This window comes from Bacteroides sp. f07 (assembly GCF_042854785.1).
Taxonomy (GTDB): Bacteria; Bacteroidota; Bacteroidia; order Bacteroidales; family Bacteroidaceae; genus Bacteroides.
The window spans coordinates 2,306,069-2,330,761 of sequence record NZ_BAABXI010000001.1 but is presented as its reverse complement, the minus strand read 5'-3'; the positions used below and the strand labels follow the sequence as shown (position 1 = coordinate 2,330,761).

19 protein-coding genes are annotated in these 24,693 nt (G+C 38.8%); 18 read left to right on the top strand and 1 reads right to left on the bottom strand.

Features of this window, described 5'->3' with window-relative positions:
• Positions 1–2 precede the first annotated feature (2 nt).
• The 17 genes from carA (at position 3) to ACGHVY_RS09360 (ending at position 22,363) form a co-directional block, all read left to right on the top strand.
• Positions 3–1,082 carry a glutamine-hydrolyzing carbamoyl-phosphate synthase small subunit gene (carA, locus tag ACGHVY_RS09440; RefSeq protein WP_390598618.1) on the top strand — a complete coding sequence of 360 codons (1,080 nt, stop codon included), beginning with the start codon at positions 3–5 and terminating at the stop codon, positions 1,080–1,082.
• Between the two features lie 9 nt (positions 1,083–1,091).
• Positions 1,092–4,319, top strand: a complete 3,228-nt coding sequence (gene carB / locus ACGHVY_RS09435; protein WP_390598617.1) for a carbamoyl-phosphate synthase (glutamine-hydrolyzing) large subunit — start codon at positions 1,092–1,094, stop codon at positions 4,317–4,319.
• 245 nt (positions 4,320–4,564) lie between these two features.
• Positions 4,565–5,512 (top strand): site-specific integrase, encoded by a 948-nt coding sequence (locus tag ACGHVY_RS09430; RefSeq protein ID WP_308746223.1) that lies wholly within the window; start codon positions 4,565–4,567, stop codon positions 5,510–5,512.
• A gap of 350 nt (positions 5,513–5,862) precedes the next feature.
• Positions 5,863–6,441, top strand: coding sequence for a UpxY family transcription antiterminator (locus ACGHVY_RS09425; RefSeq protein WP_308746222.1), 579 nt, complete (start codon positions 5,863–5,865; stop codon positions 6,439–6,441).
• A 23-nt stretch (positions 6,442–6,464) separates the two neighbouring features.
• The gene (locus ACGHVY_RS09420; RefSeq protein ID WP_390598616.1) at positions 6,465–7,598 is read left to right on the top strand and encodes an MraY family glycosyltransferase; all 1,134 of its coding nucleotides are present in this window, start codon (positions 6,465–6,467) and stop codon (positions 7,596–7,598) included.
• 42 nt (positions 7,599–7,640) lie between these two features.
• Positions 7,641–8,609 carry an SDR family oxidoreductase gene (locus ACGHVY_RS09415; RefSeq protein ID WP_390598614.1) on the top strand — a complete coding sequence of 323 codons (969 nt, stop codon included), beginning with the start codon at positions 7,641–7,643 and terminating at the stop codon, positions 8,607–8,609.
• A 26-nt stretch (positions 8,610–8,635) separates the two neighbouring features.
• The gene (locus ACGHVY_RS09410) at positions 8,636–9,901 is read left to right on the top strand and encodes a nucleotide sugar dehydrogenase (RefSeq protein ID WP_390598613.1); all 1,266 of its coding nucleotides are present in this window, start codon (positions 8,636–8,638) and stop codon (positions 9,899–9,901) included.
• A 122-nt stretch (positions 9,902–10,023) separates the two neighbouring features.
• Positions 10,024–11,256: a lipopolysaccharide biosynthesis protein gene (locus ACGHVY_RS09405; RefSeq protein ID WP_390598612.1), complete on the top strand. Its 1,233-nt coding sequence runs from the start codon at positions 10,024–10,026 to the stop codon at positions 11,254–11,256.
• Between the two features lie 108 nt (positions 11,257–11,364).
• Positions 11,365–12,549: a hypothetical protein gene (locus ACGHVY_RS09400; RefSeq protein WP_390598610.1), complete on the top strand. Its 1,185-nt coding sequence runs from the start codon at positions 11,365–11,367 to the stop codon at positions 12,547–12,549.
• An 83-nt stretch (positions 12,550–12,632) separates the two neighbouring features.
• Positions 12,633–13,790, top strand: a complete 1,158-nt coding sequence (locus tag ACGHVY_RS09395) for a glycosyltransferase family 4 protein (RefSeq protein WP_390598609.1) — start codon at positions 12,633–12,635, stop codon at positions 13,788–13,790.
• Positions 13,791–13,805: 15 nt separating this feature from the next.
• Positions 13,806–14,858 (top strand): glycosyltransferase, encoded by a 1,053-nt coding sequence (locus tag ACGHVY_RS09390; protein WP_390598607.1) that lies wholly within the window; start codon positions 13,806–13,808, stop codon positions 14,856–14,858.
• A 128-nt stretch (positions 14,859–14,986) separates the two neighbouring features.
• Positions 14,987–15,346, top strand: coding sequence for a DapH/DapD/GlmU-related protein (locus ACGHVY_RS09385; protein WP_136013463.1), 360 nt, complete (start codon positions 14,987–14,989; stop codon positions 15,344–15,346).
• A complete protein-coding gene (locus ACGHVY_RS09380) occupies positions 15,343–16,401 on the top strand; it encodes a glycosyltransferase family 4 protein (protein WP_390598605.1) in 1,059 nt (352 codons plus the stop codon). The genes ACGHVY_RS09385 and ACGHVY_RS09380 overlap by 4 nt, the downstream gene beginning before the upstream one ends.
• Positions 16,402–16,446: 45 nt before the next feature.
• Positions 16,447–17,586: a glycosyltransferase family 4 protein gene (locus tag ACGHVY_RS09375; RefSeq protein ID WP_390598603.1), complete on the top strand. Its 1,140-nt coding sequence runs from the start codon at positions 16,447–16,449 to the stop codon at positions 17,584–17,586.
• A gap of 34 nt (positions 17,587–17,620) precedes the next feature.
• Positions 17,621–18,424, top strand: coding sequence for a polysaccharide biosynthesis/export family protein (locus ACGHVY_RS09370; RefSeq protein ID WP_390598602.1), 804 nt, complete (start codon positions 17,621–17,623; stop codon positions 18,422–18,424).
• Positions 18,425–18,434: 10 nt separating this feature from the next.
• Positions 18,435–20,855, top strand: a complete 2,421-nt coding sequence (locus ACGHVY_RS09365; protein ID WP_390598601.1) for a GumC family protein — start codon at positions 18,435–18,437, stop codon at positions 20,853–20,855.
• A gap of 461 nt (positions 20,856–21,316) precedes the next feature.
• The gene (locus ACGHVY_RS09360) at positions 21,317–22,363 is read left to right on the top strand and encodes a mannose-1-phosphate guanylyltransferase (RefSeq protein WP_308746205.1); all 1,047 of its coding nucleotides are present in this window, start codon (positions 21,317–21,319) and stop codon (positions 22,361–22,363) included.
• 3 nt (positions 22,364–22,366) lie between these two features.
• Here ACGHVY_RS09360 and ACGHVY_RS09355 read toward each other — a convergent pair whose 3' ends face one another.
• On the bottom strand, positions 22,367–23,260 hold the full coding sequence (locus tag ACGHVY_RS09355) for a helix-turn-helix domain-containing protein (RefSeq protein ID WP_390598600.1): 894 nt from the start codon (positions 23,258–23,260) through the stop codon (positions 22,367–22,369).
• Between the two features lie 172 nt (positions 23,261–23,432).
• Between ACGHVY_RS09355 and ACGHVY_RS09350 the strand changes: the two genes are divergently transcribed.
• Positions 23,433–24,692, top strand: a complete 1,260-nt coding sequence (locus ACGHVY_RS09350; RefSeq protein WP_390598598.1) for a TolC family protein — start codon at positions 23,433–23,435, stop codon at positions 24,690–24,692.
• Position 24,693 lies beyond the last annotated feature (1 nt).

Sequence of the window (24,693 nt, the reverse complement as noted above, 5' to 3'; positions counted from 1 at the left end):
GAATGAGAAATGTGACATTAATCCTTGACGACGGGAGCCGGTTCTCCGGTAAGTCGTTTGGCTACGAGAAGCCGGTGGCGGGCGAAGTAGTTTTCAATACTGCCATGACCGGATATCCCGAGAGTCTCACCGACCCTTCATATGCCGGACAGTTGATGACGCTTACCTATCCTCTGATAGGTAACTACGGAGTTCCCCCTTTTACTATCGGACCGAACGGGCTTGCAACTTTTATGGAAAGTGAGAAAATCCATGCGGAAGCGATTATCGTAAGTGACTATTCTTATGAATATAGCCATTGGAATGCAGCCGAGAGTCTTGGCGACTGGCTGAAGCGTGAGCAAGTACCCGGTATCACGGGCATTGATACCCGCGAACTGACTAAAGTACTTCGTGAACATGGTGTGATGATGGGAAAAATTGTTTTTGACGATGCCCCGGATAATCTTCCCGAAGCTGCTTATGCAGGCGTTAATTACGTAGATAAAGTAAGTTGCAAGGAAGTGATTCGCTATAATGAAGGTGCGGATAAAAAGAAAGTTGTTCTTGTAGATTGTGGAGTAAAGACTAATATCATCCGTTGTCTGCTGAAACGTGATGTCGAAGTGATTCGTGTGCCTTGGGATTATGACTTCAACGGACTCGAGTTTGACGGATTATTTATTTCCAACGGACCGGGCGACCCGGATACCTGTGACGCTGCGGTACAAAATATCCGCAAAGCAATGGAAAACGAAAAACTTCCTATCTTCGGAATCTGTATGGGTAACCAATTACTCTCGAAAGCCGGTGGAGCCAAGATATATAAATTGAAGTACGGACATCGTAGCCACAACCAACCTGTGCGTATGGTAGGTACGGAACGTTGTTTCATCACTTCCCAGAATCACGGTTATGCCGTAGACAATAATACGTTAGGGGCAGATTGGGAGCCGCTTTTCATCAACATGAACGACGGTTCCAACGAAGGAATCAAGCATAAGACGAATCCTTGGTTTTCAGCACAATTCCATCCGGAAGCAGCCAGTGGCCCTACGGATACGGAATTTCTGTTCGACGAATTTGTAAACCTGCTTAAATAACCGACAATCATGAAAGAAAATATAAAGAAAGTATTGCTGTTGGGTTCCGGTGCCCTGAAAATCGGTGAGGCCGGTGAGTTCGACTATTCCGGTTCGCAGGCACTCAAAGCCTTGAAAGAAGAGGGGATTGAAACGATTCTTATCAACCCGAATATTGCTACCGTGCAGACTTCCGAAGGAGTAGCAGACCAAATCTACTTCCTGCCGGTGACTCCGTACTTTGTGGAGAAAGTGATTCAGAAGGAGAAGCCCGAAGGCATTATGCTTGCATTCGGTGGGCAGACGGCCTTGAATTGCGGTGTGGTCTTATATAAGGAAGGAATCCTCGAAAAATATAATGTAAAGGTACTCGGTACTCCGGTGCAAGCTATTATGGATACCGAAGACCGTGAACTTTTCGTGCAGAAACTGAACGAAATTAATGTAAAGACTATCAAGAGCGAAGCCGTCGAAAATGCGGAAGCGGCCCGTTGTGCTGCGAAAGAATTGGGTTATCCGGTGATTGTCCGTGCTGCTTATGCGTTGGGTGGTCTGGGTTCCGGTTTTTGTGATAACGAGGAACAACTGGACGTTCTCGTAGAAAAGGCTTTTTCTTTCTCTCCGCAAGTGCTGGTGGAAAAATCACTTCGTGGCTGGAAAGAAGTGGAATATGAAGTAGTACGCGACCGCTTCGACAACTGTATCACAGTTTGTAATATGGAGAATTTCGACCCGCTGGGTATCCATACCGGTGAGTCTATCGTTATTGCTCCCTCTCAAACACTAACCAACAAAGAATACCATAAGCTCCGCGAACTGGCTATACGCATCATCCGTCATATCGGTATTGTCGGTGAATGTAACGTGCAATATGCTTTCGACCCGGAATCCGAAGATTATCGGGTAATTGAGGTAAATGCCCGTCTTTCCCGTTCATCGGCTTTGGCTTCCAAAGCGACCGGCTACCCGTTGGCCTTCGTTGCCGCTAAGCTAGGATTGGGATACGGACTTTTCGACTTGAAAAACTCTGTAACGAAAACGACTTCCGCTTTCTTCGAGCCGGCTTTGGATTATGTAGTATGTAAAATTCCTCGTTGGGACTTGGGTAAGTTCCATGGAGTAGATAAGGAATTGGGCTCTTCCATGAAATCAGTCGGTGAAGTAATGGCCATCGGTCGTACCTTTGAAGAAGCTATTCAAAAAGGTCTTCGGATGATAGGGCAGGGCATGCACGGGTTTGTGGAAAATAAGGAATTGGTTATTCCAGATATTGACAAAGCACTTCGTGAACCGACCGATAAACGTATTTTTGTCATCTCGAAAGCATTCCGTGCCGGGTACACTATCGACCAGGTGCACGAACTGACGAAAATAGACAAATGGTTCCTTCAGAAGCTGATGAACATCATGAAAACTTCTGAAGAGTTGCATAGCTGGGGAAACAACCACAAACAGATTGCAGACTTGCCGTACGAACTGCTTCGTAAAGCTAAGGTTCAAGGTTTCTCGGATTTTCAGGTTGCCCGTGGCATTGGCTACGAAGGTGATATGGAGGATGGCATTCTCTATGTCCGCAAGCATCGTAAGAGTGTAGGTATTCTTCCGGTTGTGAAACAGATTGATACGCTGGCAGCCGAATATCCTGCACAGACTAACTATCTGTATCTTACTTATAGTGGCGTAGCAAACGATGTTCATTATCTTGGTGACCATAAATCTATCGTCGTACTGGGGTCCGGTGCCTATCGTATCGGTTCTTCGGTAGAGTTCGACTGGTGTGGCGTGCAGGCATTGAACACAATCCGCAAGGAAGGGTGGCGCAGCGTCATGATTAACTATAATCCCGAAACCGTATCTACGGATTACGATATGTGTGACCGTCTCTACTTCGACGAACTGACTTTCGAACGTGTAATGGATATTCTGGAACTCGAAAATCCGCATGGTGTCATCGTGTCTACCGGTGGACAAATTCCGAATAACCTGGCGTTGCGCCTGGATGCACAGAACATCAATATCCTCGGTACAAGCGCCAAGAGCATTGACAACGCCGAAGACCGCGAAAAATTCTCTGCCATGCTCGACCGTATCGGAGTAGACCAGCCGCGTTGGCGGGAACTGACTTCTATGGATGACATCAACGAGTTTGTTGACGAAGTAGGTTTCCCCGTGCTTGTCCGTCCATCTTATGTACTTTCAGGCGCCGCGATGAATGTCTGTTCCAATCAGGAAGAACTTGAACGTTTCTTGAAACTGGCTGCTAACGTATCGAAGAGGCATCCGGTAGTGGTAAGCCAGTTTATCGAGCATGCCAAGGAAGTGGAAATGGATGCCGTAGCTCAAAATGGGGAAATCGTAGCATACGCTATCAGCGAACATATCGAGTTTGCGGGCGTACACTCCGGTGACGCTACTATTCAGTTCCCTCCACAAAAGCTATATGTGGAGACAGTCCGCCGTATCAAACGTATCAGCCGCGAAATAGCCAAGGCTCTGAACATCTCCGGCCCGTTCAATATCCAGTATTTGGCAAAAGACAATGATATCAAGGTCATCGAATGTAACCTTCGTGCCAGCCGTTCCTTCCCGTTTGTCAGTAAAGTATTGAAGATAAACTTTATCGAACTGGCAACGAAAGTCATGCTCGGCTTGCCTGTCGAAAAACCGGAAAAGAATCTTTTCGAGCTGGATTATGTTGGAATCAAAGCTTCTCAATTCTCCTTCAACCGTTTGCAGAAAGCCGATCCGGTGTTGGGGGTAGATATGGCTTCTACCGGTGAAGTCGGCTGTATCGGTACTGATACTTCCTGTGCTGTGTTGAAAGCAATGCTTTCCGTAGGTTATCGCATCCCTAAAAAGAATATCCTGCTTTCTACAGGTACGATGAAGCAGAAAGCCGATATGATGGATGCAGCCCGTATGTTGGTGAATAAGGGGTATAAACTCTTTGCGACCGGTGGCACACACAAAGCACTTGCCGAAAACGGTATTGAGAGTGCTCATGTCTATTGGCCGAGTGAAGAAGGACATCCGCAAGCCTTGGAAATGCTCCATAGCAAAGAGATTGATATGGTAGTCAACATTCCGAAGAACCTGACAGCCGGAGAGTTGGACAACGGATACAAAATCCGTCGTGCGGCTATCGATCTGAATATTCCGTTGATTACGAATGCCCGTCTCGCAAGTGCATTCATTAATGCTTTCTGCACGATGAGTATCGATGATATCGCTATCAAGAGTTGGGCGGAATATAAGTAACAGGATGTCATGCTTTTGATAGCATGATAACATCGTGTTGAAATGAAAAGTAGAAGGTCATTCCTGTTTATTCGGGAATGGCCTTTTTCTGTTTACTTTCTGACTGATACGCCAATTTAAGTATTAAATCGTATAGGTTATTAAAAATTTTATAAGAAAATCTTAGTTAATAGCCATCTTTATTGGAAATTCGTTCTATTTCTCGTAATATCATGCTGAATTTATAAATTAATAAATAGTAAATTATGAGAAAAGACGGATTTACTGTATGTGCAAACAATTATGTGGAGTGCTTGCGCCGTGAGGGGCGCTATGCTACAGCACATGTTTATGAAAATGCGCTACGCTCTTTCACTGTGTTTTGTAGGACATCGTGTGTGTCATTCAGCCAAATTACTCGTGAGAACTTGAGGCGATACAGCAACTACTTGTTGGCTTGTCGCTTGAAGCTTAACACTATCTCTACTTATATGCGGATGTTACGTTGCATATATAATAAAGGGGTAGATGCTCACCAGGCTCCTTATGTGCATCGTTTGTTTCGTGATGTATTCACCGGAGTGGATACTCGTCAGAAGAAAGCTATTCCGGTAAACGAACTACATACGTTGCTTTACAAAGACCCGCAGTCCGATAAGTTACGACGGACACAGGCCATTGCCAATCTATTGTTTTTATTCTGTGGAATGCCTTTTGTCGATTTGGCTCATCTGGAAAAATCTAATCTGGAAGGAAATATTCTGAAATACAATCGTATTAAGACAGGAACTCCCATGAGTGTGGAAATATTAGAGTCGGCGTCAGACACTGTCTCCCAACTTCGTAATTTCCACTCGTCAACTCTTCCCGAACATCCTGATTATCTTTTCTATATATTAAGCGGAAAGAACAAGCGGGACGAAGAGGCTGCCTATAAAGAATATCAATCCACCTTGCGTCGTTTTAATAACGACCTGAAGAGCTTGGCCAAAAGGTTACATATTCATTCAGCCATAACTTCTTATACATTCCGGCATTCCTGGGCTACTACAGCTAAATATCGGGGAGTTCCTATTGAAATGATAAGTGAATCGTTAGGCCATAAATCTATCAAGACAACACAAATTTATCTAAAAGGCTTTGAACTTGACGAACGTACAAAAGTAAACCGATTGAATTATTCTTACGTGAGGAATTGCAGGGGAATTTTATAATGATTGTATTAAATAGTTGATATTCAGTTAGAATGCGCGGTTGTTACTTCTTAGGTAACGGAAATTATTCGGTGCAAATATAGACAAATTTGTTAATAGCGTACAAGCAAATTTCCTTTTTTTTCTCTTTTTATTTAAATATATAATAAAAATGTATCCGAACATGAAATGTATTTGTCTCATGTTCAATGATTCCTATTGTCTGCACTGAAAGAATTACTCTGTAAATCAGGCAGAAAATTCTCAAACTTCCCCATTTGTATGCATTTCTTCTTGTTATTGTGGCAGGTCTTCAGCCGCCTATGTTTCCGTTACCTAAGAAGTAACAGAAACATAAGGGGTAAAAAAGTATGATTCTAAGAAAAGAAGGAACTTTAAATGCTGGGCCTAATATTGGGACAGGGGAAGGCGTAGCACACTCTAAACGCTGGTATGTAGCTCTCGTACGTATGCATCACGAGAAGAAAGTGGCAGAGCGTTTAGCCAAAATGGGAATTGAGAATTTTGTACCGGTCCAACAGGAAGTACATCAATGGAGCGACCGTCGTAAAGTGGTTGAATCCGTTTTGCTTCCGATGATGGTATTTGTGCATGCAGATCCGAAAGAACGTAAAGAAGTTCTTTCTTTTTCTACAGTAAGTCGGTATATGGTAATGCGTGGTGAGAGCAGTCCGACTGTAATTCCAGATGAACAAATGGCTCGTTTCCGCTTTATGCTCGATTATTCGGATGAAGCAGTTTGTATGAATAGTGCTCCTTTGGCGCGTGGTGAGAAAGTACGTGTAGTTAAAGGTCCTTTGACAGGGCTTGTAGGGGAACTTGTGATGGTAGAAGGAAAAAGTAAGATTGCCGTTAGGCTCAATATGTTAGGTTGTGCTTGTGCAGATATGCCGGTGGGGTATGTGGAACCGGTTGGAGAAAAGAATTAAGCCTAAAAATACGATAAATTGTTATGATGTATATTTATATTGGGGGTACTTTTTTACTTTCAGTACTATTAGCCACTATTGTTATTCCAAGAATAATATTTATTTCCTATAAGAAACGTCTGTTTGATGTACCTGATGCCCGTAAAGTACATAAAACTCCTGTTCCTCGTTTGGGTGGTTTAGCTTTTTTGCCTGTTATATTAATATCTTTGTGTATTATTACAGGGGTTCGTTATTACATGAATGAACCTGTTGCTCCTATATGGTCATCCAGCTTGTTCATGCGTTATCTTTTCCTCGTTGCCGGCACAACATTGCTTTATCTTGTTGGAGTAGCGGATGATTTGGTAGGGGTGAGTTATCGTTATAAATTTGTGGTGCAGATTCTTTCAGCCTCTTTTTTACCACTTTCCGGTCTCTGGATTAATGATTTGGGAGGATTATTGGGACTTAATACTATTCCTGCATTTATTGGCATGCCTTTAACTGTTTTTCTTGTGGTCTATATCACGAATGCCATTAATTTGATAGATGGAATTGATGGTTTGGCTTCAGGACTTACTTGTATTGCATTGGGATTGTTAATCATAGTTTGTGCATTTGTTGGTCAGTGGACTCATGCTCTTTTAGCTTCTGCTACTTTGGGAGTGGTCGCTACTTTCTATTATTATAATGTATTTAGCGTATCAGGTCGAAAACTCTTTATGGGAGATGCCGGAAGTCTTACTCTTGGTTATATACTTAGTTTTTTGATTCTTCATTTTTGGACACGGCAAGAGTCTTGGGATCCGTTTGAATTAAATCTGAATATGGTAACTATTTCTACGCTGCTTATTCCTTTACTTGATGTAGTACGTGTGTTTTATTCTCGAGCAAAAGATGGTCGTAATCCTTTTTTACCGGATAAGAATCATATTCATCATAAACTGTTACGTACAGGAATGAGGGTACGTACTGTAATGGTTACATTATTATTATTATCGCTCTTTCTAGTAGCAGCTAATTTTATATTGTCTTTTTATATAAATGCGACATTTATGCTGTTGTTTGACTTAGTGTTTTGGTGCGTATTACATATTATTATAAATCGTGCGATTGTAAAACATGAAAAGATAACTGGAAGAAAGTGGTACAAGACTTATCTGCATATTATATGATTGATAAACATATTCAAGTAGATTAATTAAAATACAATAAACATGAAAGTATTAGTAACGGGTGGAGCCGGATTTATAGGTTCCAATCTGTGTGAGCATTTATTGTCACAAGGGCACAAAGTGCGTTGCTTAGATAATTTTGCTACGGGAAAATCGGAAAATATTTTGCCTTTGTTGGCAAATTATCCATCTACTTTTGAGTTAATGGTAGGTGACATTCGTAAAATGGATGATTGCTGTAAAGCTGTTGATGGTATGGAATACGTATTACATGAAGCCGCCTTAGGTTCTGTTCCGCGTTCTATAAAAGATCCGATAACGACGAATGATGTGAATATCGGTGGTTTTCTCAATATGTTGGTTGCTTCTCGTGACGCGGGGGTAAAACGTTTTGTATTCGCAGCAAGTTCATCCACCTATGGTGATAGTAAATCTTTACCTAAAGTGGAGGATGTGATTGGTAAGCCGTTATCTCCTTATGCAATCACTAAATATGTAAATGAATTATATGCCGATGTTTTTGCAAAGACATATGGTTTGGAATATATCGGATTGCGTTATTTTAATGTATTTGGTCGTCGTCAAGATCCTTTTGGAGCGTATGCAGCGGTAATTCCTTTGTTTGTGAAGAAATTCATGGCACACGAAAGCCCGGTAATTAATGGTGATGGTGAATATAGTCGCGACTTTACCTATATTGATAATGTAATACAGATGAATCTACTGGCTATAACTACTACTAATCCTAATGCTGTAAACCAAGTATATAACACTGCTTTTGGTGAACGCACTACATTAAATATGCTTGTAGGTTATCTGAAAGAATTTCTAAGTGAATATGACTCTGATATCTCTAATGTAGAAGTGGTTCACGGACCGAATAGACAGGGAGATATTCCACATTCTTTAGCTTGTATTGATAAGGCTAAGACCCTTCTTAACTATGAACCCCAATATAGTATGCGCGATGGCTTAAGAGAGGCTGTACGTTGGTATTGGGAAAATATTTAATAAATCAACAACAATAACATAAAGTAATGAATGAGATTAAAATTTGCGTAATCGGTCTTGGTTATGTTGGACTTCCTTTAGCCCGTCTTTTTTCGACAAAATATAGAACTGTCGGTTTTGATATGAATCAATCGCGTGTAGATGCTTTAATGGCTGGTCACGATGCTACGCTTGAAGTGTCCGATGAGTTATTACAATCAGCACTAGCCAATGGCTTTACTTGTACGGCGGATATTGAAAAGATCAAGGATTGTAATTTTTATGTAGTTGCTGTTCCTACACCTGTAGATGAGAACAACAATCCGGATCTGACACCACTTTATAGTGCAAGTACTACAGTTGGTAAGGTTATTTCAAAAGGAGATATTGTAGTCTATGAATCTACAGTCTATCCCGGTGTGACAGAAGACGAGTGTATTCCTGTAGTCGAAAAAGTTTCAGGCTTGAAATTTAATGAAGATTTTTTTGCAGGCTATTCTCCTGAACGCATTAATCCGGGAGATAAATTACATACTGTTGAAAAGATTAAGAAAGTAACTTCCGGTTCTACTCCAGAGATAGGGAAGAAAGTGAACGAAGTATATGCTTCTGTAATTATTGCCGGGACACACCTTGCCCCCACAATAAAAGTAGCCGAAGCTGCCAAAGTGATAGAAAATTCACAGCGGGATATCAATATTGCTTTCGTGAACGAACTTTCTAAAATCTTTACCAAGATGAATATTGACACACTTGATGTGTTGGAAGCCGCTTCTACGAAGTGGAATTTTCTTCCATTCAAGCCAGGACTGGTAGGCGGTCATTGTATTGGTGTTGACCCTTACTATTTGGCACAATGTGCACAACGTTATGGCTATAATCCCGAAATAATTTTAGCAGGTCGTCGTATGAATGATGGCATGGGGGAATATGTTGCCACGCAAGTAGTTAAGTTGATGTTAAAGAAAGGCATTCAAGTTTTAGATTCAAATATTCTTATTTTAGGCTTTACCTTCAAAGAAAATTGTCCGGATGTTCGTAATACGAAAATAGTTGATATTTACCGTGCATTGCAGGAATATAATGCTCATATCACCGTTTACGATCCGTGGGCCAATCCTGTCATAGCAAAATATGAATATGGCATTGACATTACCAACGAACTTCCTGTTGATAAATTTGATACCGCAATTATGGCAGTGGCCCATGATGAGTTCAAACCATTAGATGTTGTATCAATGCTAAACAAGCAACATATAATCTATGATGTGAAAGGTGTCATGGATAGGGAGTTAGTTGACGGAAAGCTCTAATAAATTGAGGATGTGTTAGAATTGGAGTGATCCTTAAAAGCTTGTTGTCTAATTATTGAGGTACACTTCAAACACATATCCTCTTTTTTAGGTATATACTAATTTCTGATTCTTTTTGTACTGTGATAAAAAAGTTTTATAGTAAAAGTTTTTCTCAAATCATTCTGTTGTATAGCACAACATTTATAGGGGTTGTGTTAGGAGTTGTCGTTTCTGTTCTTAACACACATTCACTATCTCCTGCTGATTATGGTGATGTTCGTTATATAAACAATTTTATAGCATTTTTTTCCGGTATATTATTGTTAGGGTATTTTGTTTCTGGTAGCAGATTATTGGCGGTTGCAAAATCGCCAAAAGAGTGTGCTGAATTGAAAGGAGCTGTAATTACGATATTGTGCATTACTGTATTTGTACTAGTCATTTTGATGTGTATTTGTGGATTAGTTCATCAACTTGTTCTTCATAAGGACTACGCATATTTGTTTTACTGGGTGTTGCCAGTTTGTAGTCCCGCTATATTGCTGAACTATATCAATACTACGTCACAAGGTGATAATAGTATATCAATGATTGCAGCGGCTCGAGTATTCCCATCATTGATATATTTGTTGCTTGCATATTTTATCTATCGCAAATACGGTGCGAGTGTAGAGAAAATGTTATGGCTACAAAATGGAATATCTGTTGTTATTTTAATCATTCTGATATGGAAGAATTCTCCATCGTTTTCTAACCTAAAAAAATCTCTGAAGATTTTATATAAAGAAAATAAGAAATATGGTTTAGAGGTATATTATGGATCGTTGGCAAATGTGTCGGTACAATATGTGGCTGGCATAAGTCTAGGTTTATATGCAAGTAATAATGTGAACGTGGGCTTTTATACATTAGCTTTAACTGTTACCAGTCCATTGGCGATGCTTCCTAATGTTATAGGTACAACCTACTTCAAACAATTTGCTTCTCAAAGTACAATCTCGCGTAAAATTATTGTGGGTACAATAGGGATGTCTTTACTATCACTCTTAGGTTTCATATTGCTCATCTTTCCAATAGTTGACATACTTTATGATGAATCTTATCAGTCAGTTGCAGTATATGCCTGTTTTTTAGCAGTGGGAAGTATGATGCAAGGATTAGGAGATGTTTTCAATCGTTTTTTAGGTGCTCATGGGAAAGGGAAACCCATAAGAAATGTAGCATGGATTAGTGGCGGTATTGCGATTGTGGGATATATACTAGGAGTATATGTTTTTGGTTTATATGGGGCAATAGCTACGCGCATCATTAGTTCTGTTTCTTATTTTCTCGCAATATTTATTTATTATAGACAATTCGTGAGATTATCTTAATACATACTAATGATAGAGGCTATAAATAAAGCAGTTAGTCGGTTTGACTATTTCTACATATTTGTCATGGTTATATATATGGGTCAGGCTACGCCCGAGACTAGTCGTATGGTCACAACATTGTCTGGTAATCCTGTACCTTTACTTTTTCCTATAATATTAACTTATATTTTATGTAAACGGAATAAAGTATCTTTTCGTGATAAGCGTTTCTTAGGAATATTGGTAATATATGGTTTATGGGCGATCTTTTCGTTACTCAAATATGAGATTTTTACAACAGAAGAATTATCATACCATTTCTTTATGGTGTATGCTATAATTATAGCATATATTCAAAATCAAATATATGGCTATCGCTTGCTTCCAATATATGAACGTGTGATGGTCTGGTTTTGTAAGATAGCTTTGTTTTTTTGGATTATAGTTTTGCTTATTCCAGCTTCTACCTCATTTTTCCGATTATTTCAAGAAACGAATATGGGCAATAATGTTTTATATATCTTTACTTTAATGGATCCTGTAAAAGGATTATCAAAACAGGGAATACTGAGGAATGCAGGATGTTCATGGGAGCCTGGTCGTTTTGCTATTATGCTAACTTTAGCTATCTTTTGTAATCTTTGTCAAAATGGAATAAAATTCCGAAAAAACAGCAATATTTGGTGGCTTTTGCTTGCTTTGATATCGACAATGTCTACTACAGGTTTCGTATCTGTTTTAGTAACCTATTCCATCTTTCTTATAAGGAAAATTAATTTAAAATCCATATTTATCTTCTTGTTTGTCATGCTTCCGATAATTTATGGTATATCTCAATTAGATTTTATGTCAAATAAAATAAACGATAAAATAATAAAGGCTCAAGATGTATCTTATCTGGAAGATTCTTTTGAATGGGCTGCTAAGACGATGGAGAAAGGGCAATACAGAGGGTCAATAGATAGGTTAGATGCAATTCCCTTTGAATGGATGAATTTAATGAATGATCCCATTTTGGGATATAGCAGGAATTTTGAGCATTCATTTTTTAGGACCCATATAACCACAAATTATGCATTGGCAAATGGATTAATGAAGATACTGGGGATGTATGGTTTTATATTAGGTATATTCTTTTTTATTATATTATTTCTGTCATCAAGAAAATTGGCAGAAGATAGTTATGAGAAGAGAACTTGGGGACTAGCAATTCTGATTTGTTTATCTGCTATATCTTATCAAATATTATCGATTCCAATTTTTACTACTTTTTGGTTTTATGGCGTGTTTAACCCTCAAAAGAAAAGGTAATATTCACGAATAATCTGCAAGAAATTTATATCTGCAATAATATGAAAGTCTATATAATCACAAAAGAACCATTTCCTAATGGAATGGCTGCAGTAAAACGCATAGTTTGCTATGCTAAAGCTTGGATAAGCCAAGGCATAGAGTGTGAAGTTCTTATTTATACTCGTACAGAAGTATATGGCAAAAAGCCTAAGAATACAGTAGGGAAAGGTGTATACGAAAGGATACCTTTTTGTTACATAAAAGGTACACCACTACGTGAGAGCAATATAATTATACGTCGCATAAATGATTATTGTGATCGCTATCGACTGAAACGTTATCTTAAAAGATATTTGTTGGCAGGAGATGTAGTTTATGCGTATAACGGATGTGATCCTTATTCATTTGAGATACAAAAAATAGCACATTTATGTGGAGCATTATACATGCAGGAATTATGTGAACTCCCATTTGGTACATCGGAAGAGACACCTAAACGAATTAAATTGCGTACTGCGTTTGAACATAAAGTTATGCCGAAATTAGATGGTGTGATAGCGATAAGTGATGCTTTGGTAAACTATGCAAGACAACATTGTTCTGCAAATGTTTGTATAATGAAAGTTCCTATTTTGGTTGACTTTCCGCAATATGAGATGATAGATAGAAGTGATGAAGCTGATGTTCCATATATCTTCCATTCAGGAACGCTTTCTCAGCAAAAAGATGGATTTTTAGATATGTTGGAGGCTTTTGCAAAAGCATCAAAAAGATTACCTTTTGACGTACGTTTTATTTCAACAGGCAATCCGAAAGAAACAAAACATGAAAAGGCGATATTTGAAATTATAGATAAGTATAGCATAAGGGAAAAGGTACAGTTTGCAGGTTATCTACCTAATAATGAACTGTGTGAATATCTATCTAAGGCTACATTCGTTGTAATAAACAAGCTAACGACTAAACAAAATAAATATTGTTTTTCAACTAAATTAGGTGAATACATGGCTGCATCAAAGGCTATTATTATAACTCGCGTGGGCGAGGCAATGAACTGGCTAACGCATGAAAAGGATGCTTTTATTATTGAACCAAACAATACAGACGTGTTGGCTTATGCTATGGAACGTATGTTTAGCGATGAAAAATTGAGAAAAACGTTAGGTGATAATGCTTGTCGAACATGCAAGGAGAAGTTTAGTATTGAAGGAAATAGTATGATTATCAAGAAAATAATTGAATCTAAGCCTCTTTTGTGAAAATTGATATAAATAATGAAAATCAGAAAGAAGATTTTGTTTTTTACCCCAAGCGATGTCGGTGGCGCAGAACGTGTCACACTTACTATTGCAAAGATGCTACCCCGCAGTGAGTATGAAGTAAAAATCGTATTTGTATGTGAAAAGGTGGGTGATTTGAAAAAATTTGTACCTCAATGGATGTTGACAATACATATAAAAATACGAAATATTTGGGATTTCGTATCGTGGCGCATGTATTGTCTTATAAAGCGTGAACATCCCTATGCGGTATTTTCATCGCTTCATTATTTGAATCCTCGTACAATTTTATCCGCACGAATAGCTGGGGTGAAGAATATTATTATTCGTAATAATACTGGTTGGAGTGCGTGGCGGCCTGATATCAAAATGCTAGCATGGTTGACTTATGGGAATGCGTCAGCGATAGTGTTGCAATCTGATGAGATGAAAAGTGAATTACAAAAGGTTTTTCCACATCTAACAAGTTTGATGAGGATGATTCCTAATCCAATTGATACGGAAATAATATCTGAAAGACTTAAGAACTCGAAAAATCCTTTTATAGAGGGGACAATAAACTTTATATATTGTGGAAGAGTACATCCTATAAAAGGGCTTGATACGTTGATTATAGCTTTTGCTAATGTACAAAGAACTAACGCCAACTTGCGACTAACTATAGTAGGTGATCATTCAAAAAATTTGAAATATTACCGTATGTTACAAAGTTTAATATCAAATAAACACTTGGAAGAATGTATTGATTTTGTTGGATTTCAAGACAATCCTTATCCCTATATGAAATATGCTGACTGTTTTGTTCTACCTTCGCGTAGAGAAGGTAATCCAAATGTACTACATGAAGCGATGTGGTTGCAGGTTCCTGTAGTTGCTACACGTAGTGTTCCTATTATTGACAGGATTGTGACGCCTGAAAGAGGGTATGTTGTGGATGTAGATGATGTGAAGGCTTTAGGTTATGCCATGATAAAAACTTTGAAGATGAAGATCGTACAACCATATCATTATGAAGGAAATAATAGTTTTGTGGGGTTGTTTAAGTAGAGAAAAGCTTATTCTATAATTTATTCTATATGTTTAAATATTTTTCTTTTAAACGACTGTGGTCGTATTTATGGCTAATGTTGGCACATTTGCCGATAAGGGGGCATCATCGGTGGTTCTTTCTAAAGATGGCTGGAGTACAGTTCAAATCGAAAAGACCAAAAAAGGTTTTTATCTACGGCGGCGTGTTGATTGATACAATGCATCCGGAATATGTACATATCGGTGATGGAGTGGCATTAACCTCTGGTGTGAAAATACTAACTCATTATCTTGATCCTAGTAAACCGGGACGTCAATTCCGTCTTGGAGAGGTTCATATTGGAGACAATGTGTTTATAGGGATGAATGTAATTGTTTGTAACTCCGTGACTATTGGAGAAGGTAGCATTATTGGTGCTGGATCTGTGGTAACAAAGGATATTCCAGCCAATCAAGTATGGGCAGGTAATCCTGCACGTTATATCAAAGATAGAGTGGTAGAATGAAAAAAGTTGCAATATTTTCTCCAACTATTAATGCAGGGGGAGCGGAAAAACAAGCTTGTTTGTTGGCAAAGTGTCTTGGTGAACAAGGATGCTCTGTAACTTTTATCTCTTTCTATGGTTTGGAGGGCGCAGAACCTAAAAATGTCGACATCTTGAAATCCAATTCTTTGATAGAGATTTTCATCCCTGTTGGTAGTCAATATGCGAAATTAAAATCCATTACAAAAGTTTTTAGAGAAAAGCAATTTGATTCGTTATTCAATTATCTTACATTTTGTAATGTGTTCGGGACTATTATAGGAAGGATATGCGGAGTAAAGAAGATCTTCGGAGGCATAAGGAGTTCGAGATTACCATTTAAGAAGAAGATTCTCGAACGATTGATTCATAATTATCTGACTGATTATACAATTTACAATAGCTATTCGGGGGCTGAGTTTTTCTCAGAAAACGGTTTTAACAAAAAGAAAAATATCGTTATCCATAATTGCTTTGAGAATATATCTCCGCAAATAAGTAGAAAAGCTAAGGATGTGCCTATGATAATTTCTGTTGGCAGATTTGTAGAGCCAAAGGATTATCTTACAGCCATTAAATCTGTAAAAATCTTATCGCAAAATAATATTCCTTATAGATATCTTATAGTGGGATATGGAAAACTTGAAACACAAATCAGAGAATGGATTGAAAGACATTCTCTTGAAAATTACGTTGAAATTATTATTGCTCCCGATAATATTCCTGAACTTTTGGATAAAGCTGACATATATCTTTCTACGAGTATATTTGAAGGAACAAGTAATTCTTTGCTTGAGGCATTAAATGCTTGCCTTCCTATCGTTGCTACTGATGTAGGAGATAACAAGTATATTGTTCACAATGGTCAAAACGGCTATTTACATCATATAGGTGATAGTAACAGTATTGCTGAGTCGTTAGTTAAACTTTTGGCTGATTCATCTCTGAGGATTCAACTAGGTAATCATGGGTATCAGCTTTTAGTAGATGGGTTTTCTAAAGAAAAATTTACCGAAAGGTATATGGGACTGCTGTGAAAAAACGTATGTTTCAAACGGTTTATAGTTAACATTTCAGAAGATATGAAAATTGCATTTATTGGAGGTAGGGATATTCGTAAATTGGGTGGAATAGAATCTTACATGTATAATTTGGCAACAGAACTGGTAAAGAAAGGGCATGAACCCATTGTATACTGCGAAAGCGACCATTATTCAGTTGAGTGGATTAATGGGTTTAAGGTGATTTATCAAAAAGGTCCTAAAAGTATGTTTTTATGCAAGCCTTTACTTGGTTTAAAATCAACAATCAATGCAGTATTCAGAGAAAAACATATTGATGTCATTCATTACAATGCTTGGCCTCCGGCATTGTCAAGTCCCTTAGCATGTCTGTTTGGAATAAAATCTGTTATGCAAGGACATGGACATGAATGGAAGAATACTAAATATAGCATGAAGCAAAAAAAAATTCTTCGGTTTATGGAATGGTTTTCGGCAAAAATCAACAAAAATGTGATAACGGTAAGTAATGCGCAAAGTGACTATTATAATAGGAATTACCGAAAAAATGTGGTTACGATTCCTACGGCCATTAATCCTCCGGCATTGGTTGAGGACAAGCTGCAATTTCTAAATAAATATGGGCTGCTTTCTAAAAAATATTTTCTTGTGGTTGCACGTATTGTACCCGTTAAGAATATAGATGTTTTGATTAATGCATTTATAAAGTCCAATCATGCTGGTTACAAATTAGTGATAGCAGGAAATAATGATGCGAATCCTGAATATGTAAACTCTTTGAGATTATTAGCAAGCCGGTCGAATGATATTATTTTTACGGGTGCTGTATATGGGGAGGAAAAAACATCTTTGATAGAGAATTCATATACATTTTGCATTCCCTCTACAAGCGAGGGACTGTCTGTCGCATTATTAGAAGCAATGGGATTGTCAGTGCCAATAATTGCATCTGATATTGAAGGTAACAGGGAAGTATTGCAGGATGACAAAGCTGTATGGGTAAGAGCGGAAGATGAACAAGATTTATGTAGTGCGATTGAATATAGTATAACCCATGAAATAGAAATATTTGCTTCTACTGAATTCAATAGAAATCTTATTTTGGAAAATTATACTTGGGAAAAAGTGACTGAAAAATATATTAACTATTTAACAGACCTCTTTTCTCATAGAAATGATAGAGTATCTTGTTGTGAATAAAAAATGTAAGTAGTAAAAAAATGAGAAAAATAGTATGAATAGAGTGTATAAACAATTACCATTTGGACTGATGTTGTCTTTTTTATTGGTCGCATGTCAGTCATATAAAAAAGTGCCTTATCTTCAGGATACGGAAATAGTAGGACAAATAAGTCAACAAGAGAAAATGTACGATGCTAAGATAATGCCAAAGGATTTGTTGACTATTGCTGTGTCATGTACTAGTCCGGAATTGGCGATGCCATTTAATCTTACTGTGGCTGGAACAGTGAATGTTAGTGACGCCAATAGATACATAACCTCTCAGCCTACATTACAAACTTATCTTGTAAGTAATGAGGGGACTGTTGACTTTCCTGTATTAGGTGAGCTGAAATTGGGAGGCTTAACGAAAAAGGAGGCTGAACAAGTGATTGTAGAAAAACTGAAGCCTTATATTAAGGAGACTCCTATTGTCACTGTTCGCATGGTAAACTATAAAATATCAGTCATTGGAGAAGTTGCCCATCCCGGTACATTCACTATCAATAATGAGAAAGTGAATTTATTGGAAGCATTAGCTATGGCAGGAGATATGACAGTGTATGGACTTCGTGACAATGTGAAATTGATTCGTGAGGACGCCAATGGTAAACAACAAATTATAACTCTGAACCTTAATAGAGCAGAGACAATTTTGTCTCCTTATTATTGGTTACAACAAAATGATATAGTCTATGTAACTCCTAACAAAGCGAAAGCTCGTAATTCGGATATTGGCAATAGTACAAGTCTTTGGTTTTCCGCTACTTCTATATTAGTGTCGTTAGCGAGTCTGTTGGTAACAATTTTAAAATAATAAATCTATTATGTTGGAGGAAAATAAGGAAAGGTACAATGGACAGGTTGAAGAGCAGGTTAATATTCAAGAGATTCTTTTTCGTTATCTGATTCATTGGCCTTGGTTTGTTGTTTCGGTAGTAGCTTGCATAATCTTTGCATGGGTATATTTGCATATAGCAACTCCTGTTTATGATATTTCTGCTACTGTTCTGATAAAAGATGAAGAAAAAGGTGGTGGAAAAAGTATGAGTTCCGAACTTGAAAGAATGGGGCTTGATGGTTTTATGTCATCATCCAAAAATATAGATAATGAAATAGAAGTATTACGGTCTAAATCGTTGGCTCGTGAAGTTGTGAATCAGTTGAACTTATTTGTGACTTATAAGGATGAAGATGCATTTCCGGGAAAAGAACTTTATCGTACTTCTCCCGTGCTAGTAAGTCTGACGCCGCAGGAGGCTGAAAAACTTCCAGAAACGATGGAGGTAAGAATGACCTTATTGGCGAATGGAATGATGGATGTCTTAATAACAGTAGGAGACAAAGAGTATCAGAAGCGATTTGATAAGTTGCCTGCTGTATTCCCAACAGATGAAGGTACAATTGCTTTTTTTGAAAATAAAGATACATTGGCAGTGAATCTACAGAAAGGAGAAGAGGGGGAACGACATATTAAAGCCTTTATAAGTCGCCCGATGTCTGTAGCAAAAAGATATAGTGAAGCTTTGTCAATAGCTCCTACTTCAAAGACTACTTCAGTTGCTGTGCTTTCGCTAAAGAATTCAAATACACAACGCGGAAAAGACTTTATCAATAAGTTGCTTGAGATGTATAATATCAATACTAATAATGATAAGAATGAAGTGGCACAAAAGACTGCGGAATTTATAAATGAACGTATTGGCATTATTTCTAAGGAGTTAGGAAGTACAGAACAGGATCTGGAGAACTTCAAGCGTACTGCTGGCATTACTGACTTGACAAGTGAAGCTCAGATTGCATTAACGGGTAATGCGGAATATGAAAAGAAGCGCGTAGAAAATCAGACTCAAATTAATTTGGTGATGGACTTGCAACGCTATATGAAAGGTTATGAATATGAGGTTTTGCCTAGTAATATTGGACTCCAAGATGCCGCATCGGCTGGCGCGATAGACCGATATAATCAAATGTTGGTTGAGAGAAAGCGCTTACTACGTACATCGACAGAGAATAATCCGACCATCGTGAATTTGGATACTAGTATTCGAGCAATGCGCAGCAATGTGCAAGCTACATTGGATGCTACATTGAAAGGATTGCAAATTACAAAAGATGATTTAGCTCGTGAAGCGAATCGTTATTCTCGTCGTATTAATGATGCTCCTACTCAGGAGCGTCAGTTTGTCAGCATCGCCCGTCAGCAGGAAATCAAAGCGGGACTTTATCTGATGTTACTTCAAAAACGTGAAGAAAATGCCATAACTTTGGCGGCTACTGCAAATAATGCCAAGACTATTGATGAGGCATTAGCGGATGATAAGCCTGTCTCTCCTAAGCGAATGATGATTTATTTGGCTGCTTTTGTTGTAGGAATGGGGCTTCCGGTAGGTATTATCTATCTGATTGGATTAACTAAGTTCAAGATTGAAGGTAGGGGGGATGTTGAAAAACTGACATTGCTTCCTGTTGTCGGTGATATTCCATTAGCAGATGAAAAGTCTGGAACTATTGCCGTCTTTGAGAATAAGAACAATCTCATGAGCGAGACCTTCCGAAATATCCGTACCAATCTTCAGTTTATGCTTGAGAATGGTAAGAATGTAATTTTGGTAACTTCTACCATTAGTGGTGAAGGAAAGTCTTTTATATCTGCCAATTTAGCTATCAGCCTTTCTTTATTAGGAAAGAAAGTAGTAATAGTCGGTCTTGATATTCGTAAACCGGGACTGAATAAAGTATTCAATCTTTCTCGAAAAGAACATGGTATAACTCAATATCTGACTAATCCAACCACGAATCTGATGGATTTGGTACAGCCTTCTGACATAAACAAGAACCTGTTCATTCTTCCCGGCGGAACCGTTCCGCCTAATCCGACAGAGTTATTGGCTCGTGACGGATTGGAGAAGGCTATTGAGACGTTGAAGAAGAATTTTGATTATGTGATATTGGATACGGCTCCGGTAGGTATGGTAACTGATACGTTGCTTATCGGACGTGTAGCTGATTTATCCGTCTATGTCTGTCGTGCTGATTACACACGTAAGGCAGAGTTTACTTTAATCAACGAGCTTGCCGAGAATAATAAATTGCCTAATCTCTGCATTACTATTAATGGTTTGGATTTGAAGAGAAGAAAATACGGCTATTATTATGGTTATGGCAAATATGGTAAGTACTGTGGTTATGGCAAACGTTATGGCTACGGTTACGGCTATGGAGAAAATCATGGAGATAAAGAATAAATGCTGAATAAATAGACATTATATCTCTGCCTGTATTCTGATATATACAGGTCGATATGACATAAAGTGCTTTTAATACTTTTACACAAAGTGAGATGGAATATGTAGGTCCCTAACTTCATGCTACACACATGAAGAACCCTACATTTTGTAGGTCAGGAAACGTACAGCGGTATGTTCCTGGTCCACGCCCTCATGTCGGCTAAAAGCCGGTGTGATTTCCTTTTATATCAACTGTCTGCGAAGATCGTTGATATATTTTTTATAGCAAGCAAAGACGGAAACTGGAGTACGAATAAGAGATAAACATAAAGCGTAGCTTTGTGACCTTTAAAGCTATGCTTTAGGATAAAAGGACCATGCGTTATAGATGTTTTGGTTAGTTTCTTTTGTTTTCCTTGTAAATTCGGACATTTTGGAGTAACTTGCGCAATTATTTAAAAAATTGGAGAATAACAGGTATGGATAATCATGTCGTAATAATGGCTGGAGGCATTGGCAGCCGTTTTTGGCCGATGAGTACACCGGAATGTCCAAAACAATTTATTGATGTAATGGGATGCGGACGGTCACTGATTCAGTTGACGGCCGATCGTTTTGACGGTGTTTGCCCGAAGGAAAATATGTGGGTGGTAACTTCTGAAAAATATATTGATATTGTTCGGGAACAGTTGCCGGAGATGCCGGAGAGTAACATTCTGGCGGAACCCTGTGCACGGAATACGGCACCTTGTATAGCTTATGCTTGTTGGAAGATTAAAAAGAAACACCCGAATGCAAATATCGTAGTGACTCCTTCGGATGCATTGGTTCTTGATACGGGAGAATTTCGTCGGGTGGTGGAGAAAGCGCTTCGTTTTACGAATGATAGCAGTGCTATTGTTACTCTAGGTATCAAGCCGACTCGTCCGGAAACCGGATATGGATATATTGCTGCCGGAGAACAGATAATGACAGATAAGGAGATTTTCACAGTAGATTCATTCAAGGAAAAACCGGATAAGGAGACTGCAGAGAAGTATTTGGCAGAAGGCAATTTCTTTTGGAATGCCGGGATCTTTGTATGGAATGTGCGTACTATAACTTCCGTGATGCGTGTATATGCTCCGGGGATTGCACAGATTTTCGACCGTATCTTTCCGGATTTCTATACAGAGAAGGAGAGTGAAACGATTAAGAAGTTGTTTCCCACGTGCGAAAGTATTTCTATTGACTATGCAGTGATGGAGAAAGCACAGGAAATCTATGTACTGCCGGCTTCGTTCGGTTGGTCGGACTTGGGTACATGGGGAGCACTGCGTGGATTATTGCCACAGGATAAATCAGGTAATGCCACAGTTGGAGCCGATATCCGCCTGTATGACAGTAAGAACTGTATTGTGCATACCAGCGAAGAAAAACGGGTGGTAGTGCAGGGACTGGATGGATATATCATTGCCGAAAAAGACAATACGTTGCTGATTTGCAAACTGGAAGAAGAACAACGTATCAAGGAATTTTCAAAATAAGGCTTATTTCGGGTTTTGATATTCGCGTGGCGTTATTCCCGTCATCCGTTTGAAAAACTTGCAGAAAAAAGAAGGATTAGGAAAATTCAATTCATCAGAAATTTGATAAACAAGCAGATTGCTATGTTTTAGCAATACTTTAGCTTCTAGTATAATGGACTGGTTTATCCAGTCCATTACTGTTTGTTGGCTGGTTTGCCGAACGACCGTGTTAAGATAGCGTGGGGTGAGACATAGTTTGTCTGCATAAAAAACGACGTTACGCTCTTTTTTACTATAGGTATTGACCAACGAAATGAAACGTTGAAAGATTTCCTCCTGGCGTGTCTGGTGGTTTTGTGCATTCCCGTTATTATGGGCAAGATATTCTATATTATATAAGAGACTGACCAGTAAATGCTGAATTACTTCCCGGTGGAAGGGTGATTCTTGTAATATGTTCCACATGAGGTCAAAATAACTTTTAAATTGGTAGCTTTCTTGTGGCGTCAGAGATAATATGATGTTTTTCTGTAATTGTGAGAGATGAGTGAAGAAGTCATCCTTGCCGGTTATAGGAAGAAACTCGGAATCCATCGCTACCATTTGCATGTCAAAATCCGGAGATACTTCAATGAGCTGAAGAATGGAATTAGGAACTATTAACAACATCTTGCCCGGTTGAAAAGTCTCTTCTATCAGATTGATTAGTACTCGTGCATACCCTTGTTTGATAATTGCAATACGTCCTTCCTTTATGCGGTATGGCTGATCTAATGTGATAAGAAGCGACTCCAGTCTGGCAAAACTGTTTACGAACCCGAAGTGCGGGGATATAAAACGGAACTCATTATGCCGGACGATATCCAGATTCCCTAGTATTTCCAGTCCTATATTCAGGGGTGTTTTCTTTTCCATCTTTGTTCTTCAGTTTTCCGGCAAAGATAATAAAAAGCTCCAAACGACCTTTCTTTCTTTTGTTTTATCGAACTATCAGGACATATTTGCAGACTTTCAGAATGTGAATGTATCTTCAAAAGGCCTATCTTTGTCTTCCGAAGAAATCGAAGAATATAAAGTAATAATGCGTATGAAAAGAATGATTTTCAGTTTCTCCTTTTTATTGTTTGTATCGGGTGTGTATGCGCAAATTACGTTGGAAGAATGTCAACGGAAAACGCAGGAAAATTATCCGCTGGTACATCAGTACGGTTTGGTCGAGAAAACAAAGGAATATAGTTTGGAAAATGCAGCCAAGGGATATTTGCCTCAGTTGGCTCTTTCGGCCAAAGCTTCTTACCAGAGTGAAGTGACGGAAATTCCTGTGAAACTTCCCGGAGTGGATATAAAAGGATTACCTAAAGACCAGTATCAGGTAATGTTGGAATTGCAACAGAAAATTTGGGATGGTGGCGGAATCCGGATGCAGAAGAAACAGGTAACGGCGGAAGCTGAGATAGAAAAAGAAAAGCTGAATGTGGATATGTATGCATTGAACAGCCGTGTGAATGATTTGTATTTCGGGATTCTGCTGCTTGACGAGCAATTGCGGCAGAATGCATTACTGCAAGATGAATTGGAACGGAATTATCGTCAGATTACTGCTTATGTGGAAAATGGAATAGCCAATCAAGCAGATTTGGACGCTGTGAGAGTGGAGCAGTTGAATACCCGTCAGAAGAGGGTAGACCTTGTTTCGTCACGTGCCGCCTATTTGAAAATGCTTTCGTTGCTGGTAGGGGAAGAACTGTCTCAGGCGGTAACTTTGGAGAAGCCCGTTCCTCAGAATGAGATTTCAGCTATCAGTGAAATACACCGGCCGGAGCTGTCCTTGTTTGATGCACAGGGAGCCGGATTGCAAGTGCAGAAGAAAGCACTCAATGTGCGCCATCTTCCACAATTCGGATTGTTTGTACAAGGAGCTTATGGAAATCCGGGGCTGAATATGCTGAAGAATGAATTCTCTCCTTATTATATTGCAGGTGTCCGACTTTCGTGGAATTTCGGTAGTTTATATACGTTGAAAAACGACCGGCGGGTGATTGAAACCAAACGCCGTCAGTTGGACAATAACCGGGATGTCTTTCTTTTCAATACGCGTTTGCAAATGACGCAGCAGGATCAGGCGATTCGTTCGTTGGAGAAGCAGATGGAGGATGATAATGAGATTATCCGTCTGCGTACCAATATCCGTAAAGCGGCGGAGGCAAAGGTGGCTAATGGAACATTGACCGTGACCGAGATGCTTCGGGAACTGACTAATGAGAACTTGGCGCGTCAGTCGAAAGCCCTGCATGAAATTCAGCGGCTGATGGGCATTTATCAATTGAAATATACAACGAATTATTAAA

Bases quoted from the DNA above. Each gene is read 5' to 3' on its own strand.
- carA (WP_390598618.1), top strand. From the start codon at position 3: ATGAGAAATGTGACATTAATCCTTGACGACGGGAGCCGGTTCTCCGGT.
- carB (WP_390598617.1), top strand. From the start codon at position 1,092: ATGAAAGAAAATATAAAGAAAGTATTGCTGTTGGGTTCCGGTGCCCTG.
- ACGHVY_RS09430 (WP_308746223.1), top strand. From the start codon at position 4,565: ATGAGAAAAGACGGATTTACTGTATGTGCAAACAATTATGTGGAGTGC.
- ACGHVY_RS09425 (WP_308746222.1), top strand. From the start codon at position 5,863: ATGATTCTAAGAAAAGAAGGAACTTTAAATGCTGGGCCTAATATTGGG.
- ACGHVY_RS09420 (WP_390598616.1), top strand. From the start codon at position 6,465: ATGATGTATATTTATATTGGGGGTACTTTTTTACTTTCAGTACTATTA.
- ACGHVY_RS09415 (WP_390598614.1), top strand. From the start codon at position 7,641: ATGAAAGTATTAGTAACGGGTGGAGCCGGATTTATAGGTTCCAATCTG.
- ACGHVY_RS09410 (WP_390598613.1), top strand. From the start codon at position 8,636: ATGAATGAGATTAAAATTTGCGTAATCGGTCTTGGTTATGTTGGACTT.
- ACGHVY_RS09400 (WP_390598610.1), top strand. From the start codon at position 11,365: ATGGTCACAACATTGTCTGGTAATCCTGTACCTTTACTTTTTCCTATA.
- ACGHVY_RS09395 (WP_390598609.1), top strand. From the start codon at position 12,633: ATGGCTGCAGTAAAACGCATAGTTTGCTATGCTAAAGCTTGGATAAGC.
- ACGHVY_RS09390 (WP_390598607.1), top strand. From the start codon at position 13,806: ATGAAAATCAGAAAGAAGATTTTGTTTTTTACCCCAAGCGATGTCGGT.
- ACGHVY_RS09385 (WP_136013463.1), top strand. From the start codon at position 14,987: ATGGCTGGAGTACAGTTCAAATCGAAAAGACCAAAAAAGGTTTTTATC.
- ACGHVY_RS09380 (WP_390598605.1), top strand. From the start codon at position 15,343: ATGAAAAAAGTTGCAATATTTTCTCCAACTATTAATGCAGGGGGAGCG.
- ACGHVY_RS09375 (WP_390598603.1), top strand. From the start codon at position 16,447: ATGAAAATTGCATTTATTGGAGGTAGGGATATTCGTAAATTGGGTGGA.
- ACGHVY_RS09370 (WP_390598602.1), top strand. From the start codon at position 17,621: ATGAATAGAGTGTATAAACAATTACCATTTGGACTGATGTTGTCTTTT.
- ACGHVY_RS09365 (WP_390598601.1), top strand. From the start codon at position 18,435: ATGTTGGAGGAAAATAAGGAAAGGTACAATGGACAGGTTGAAGAGCAG.
- ACGHVY_RS09360 (WP_308746205.1), top strand. From the start codon at position 21,317: ATGGATAATCATGTCGTAATAATGGCTGGAGGCATTGGCAGCCGTTTT.
- ACGHVY_RS09355 (WP_390598600.1), bottom strand. From the start codon at position 23,260: ATGGAAAAGAAAACACCCCTGAATATAGGACTGGAAATACTAGGGAAT.
- ACGHVY_RS09350 (WP_390598598.1), top strand. From the start codon at position 23,433: ATGAAAAGAATGATTTTCAGTTTCTCCTTTTTATTGTTTGTATCGGGT.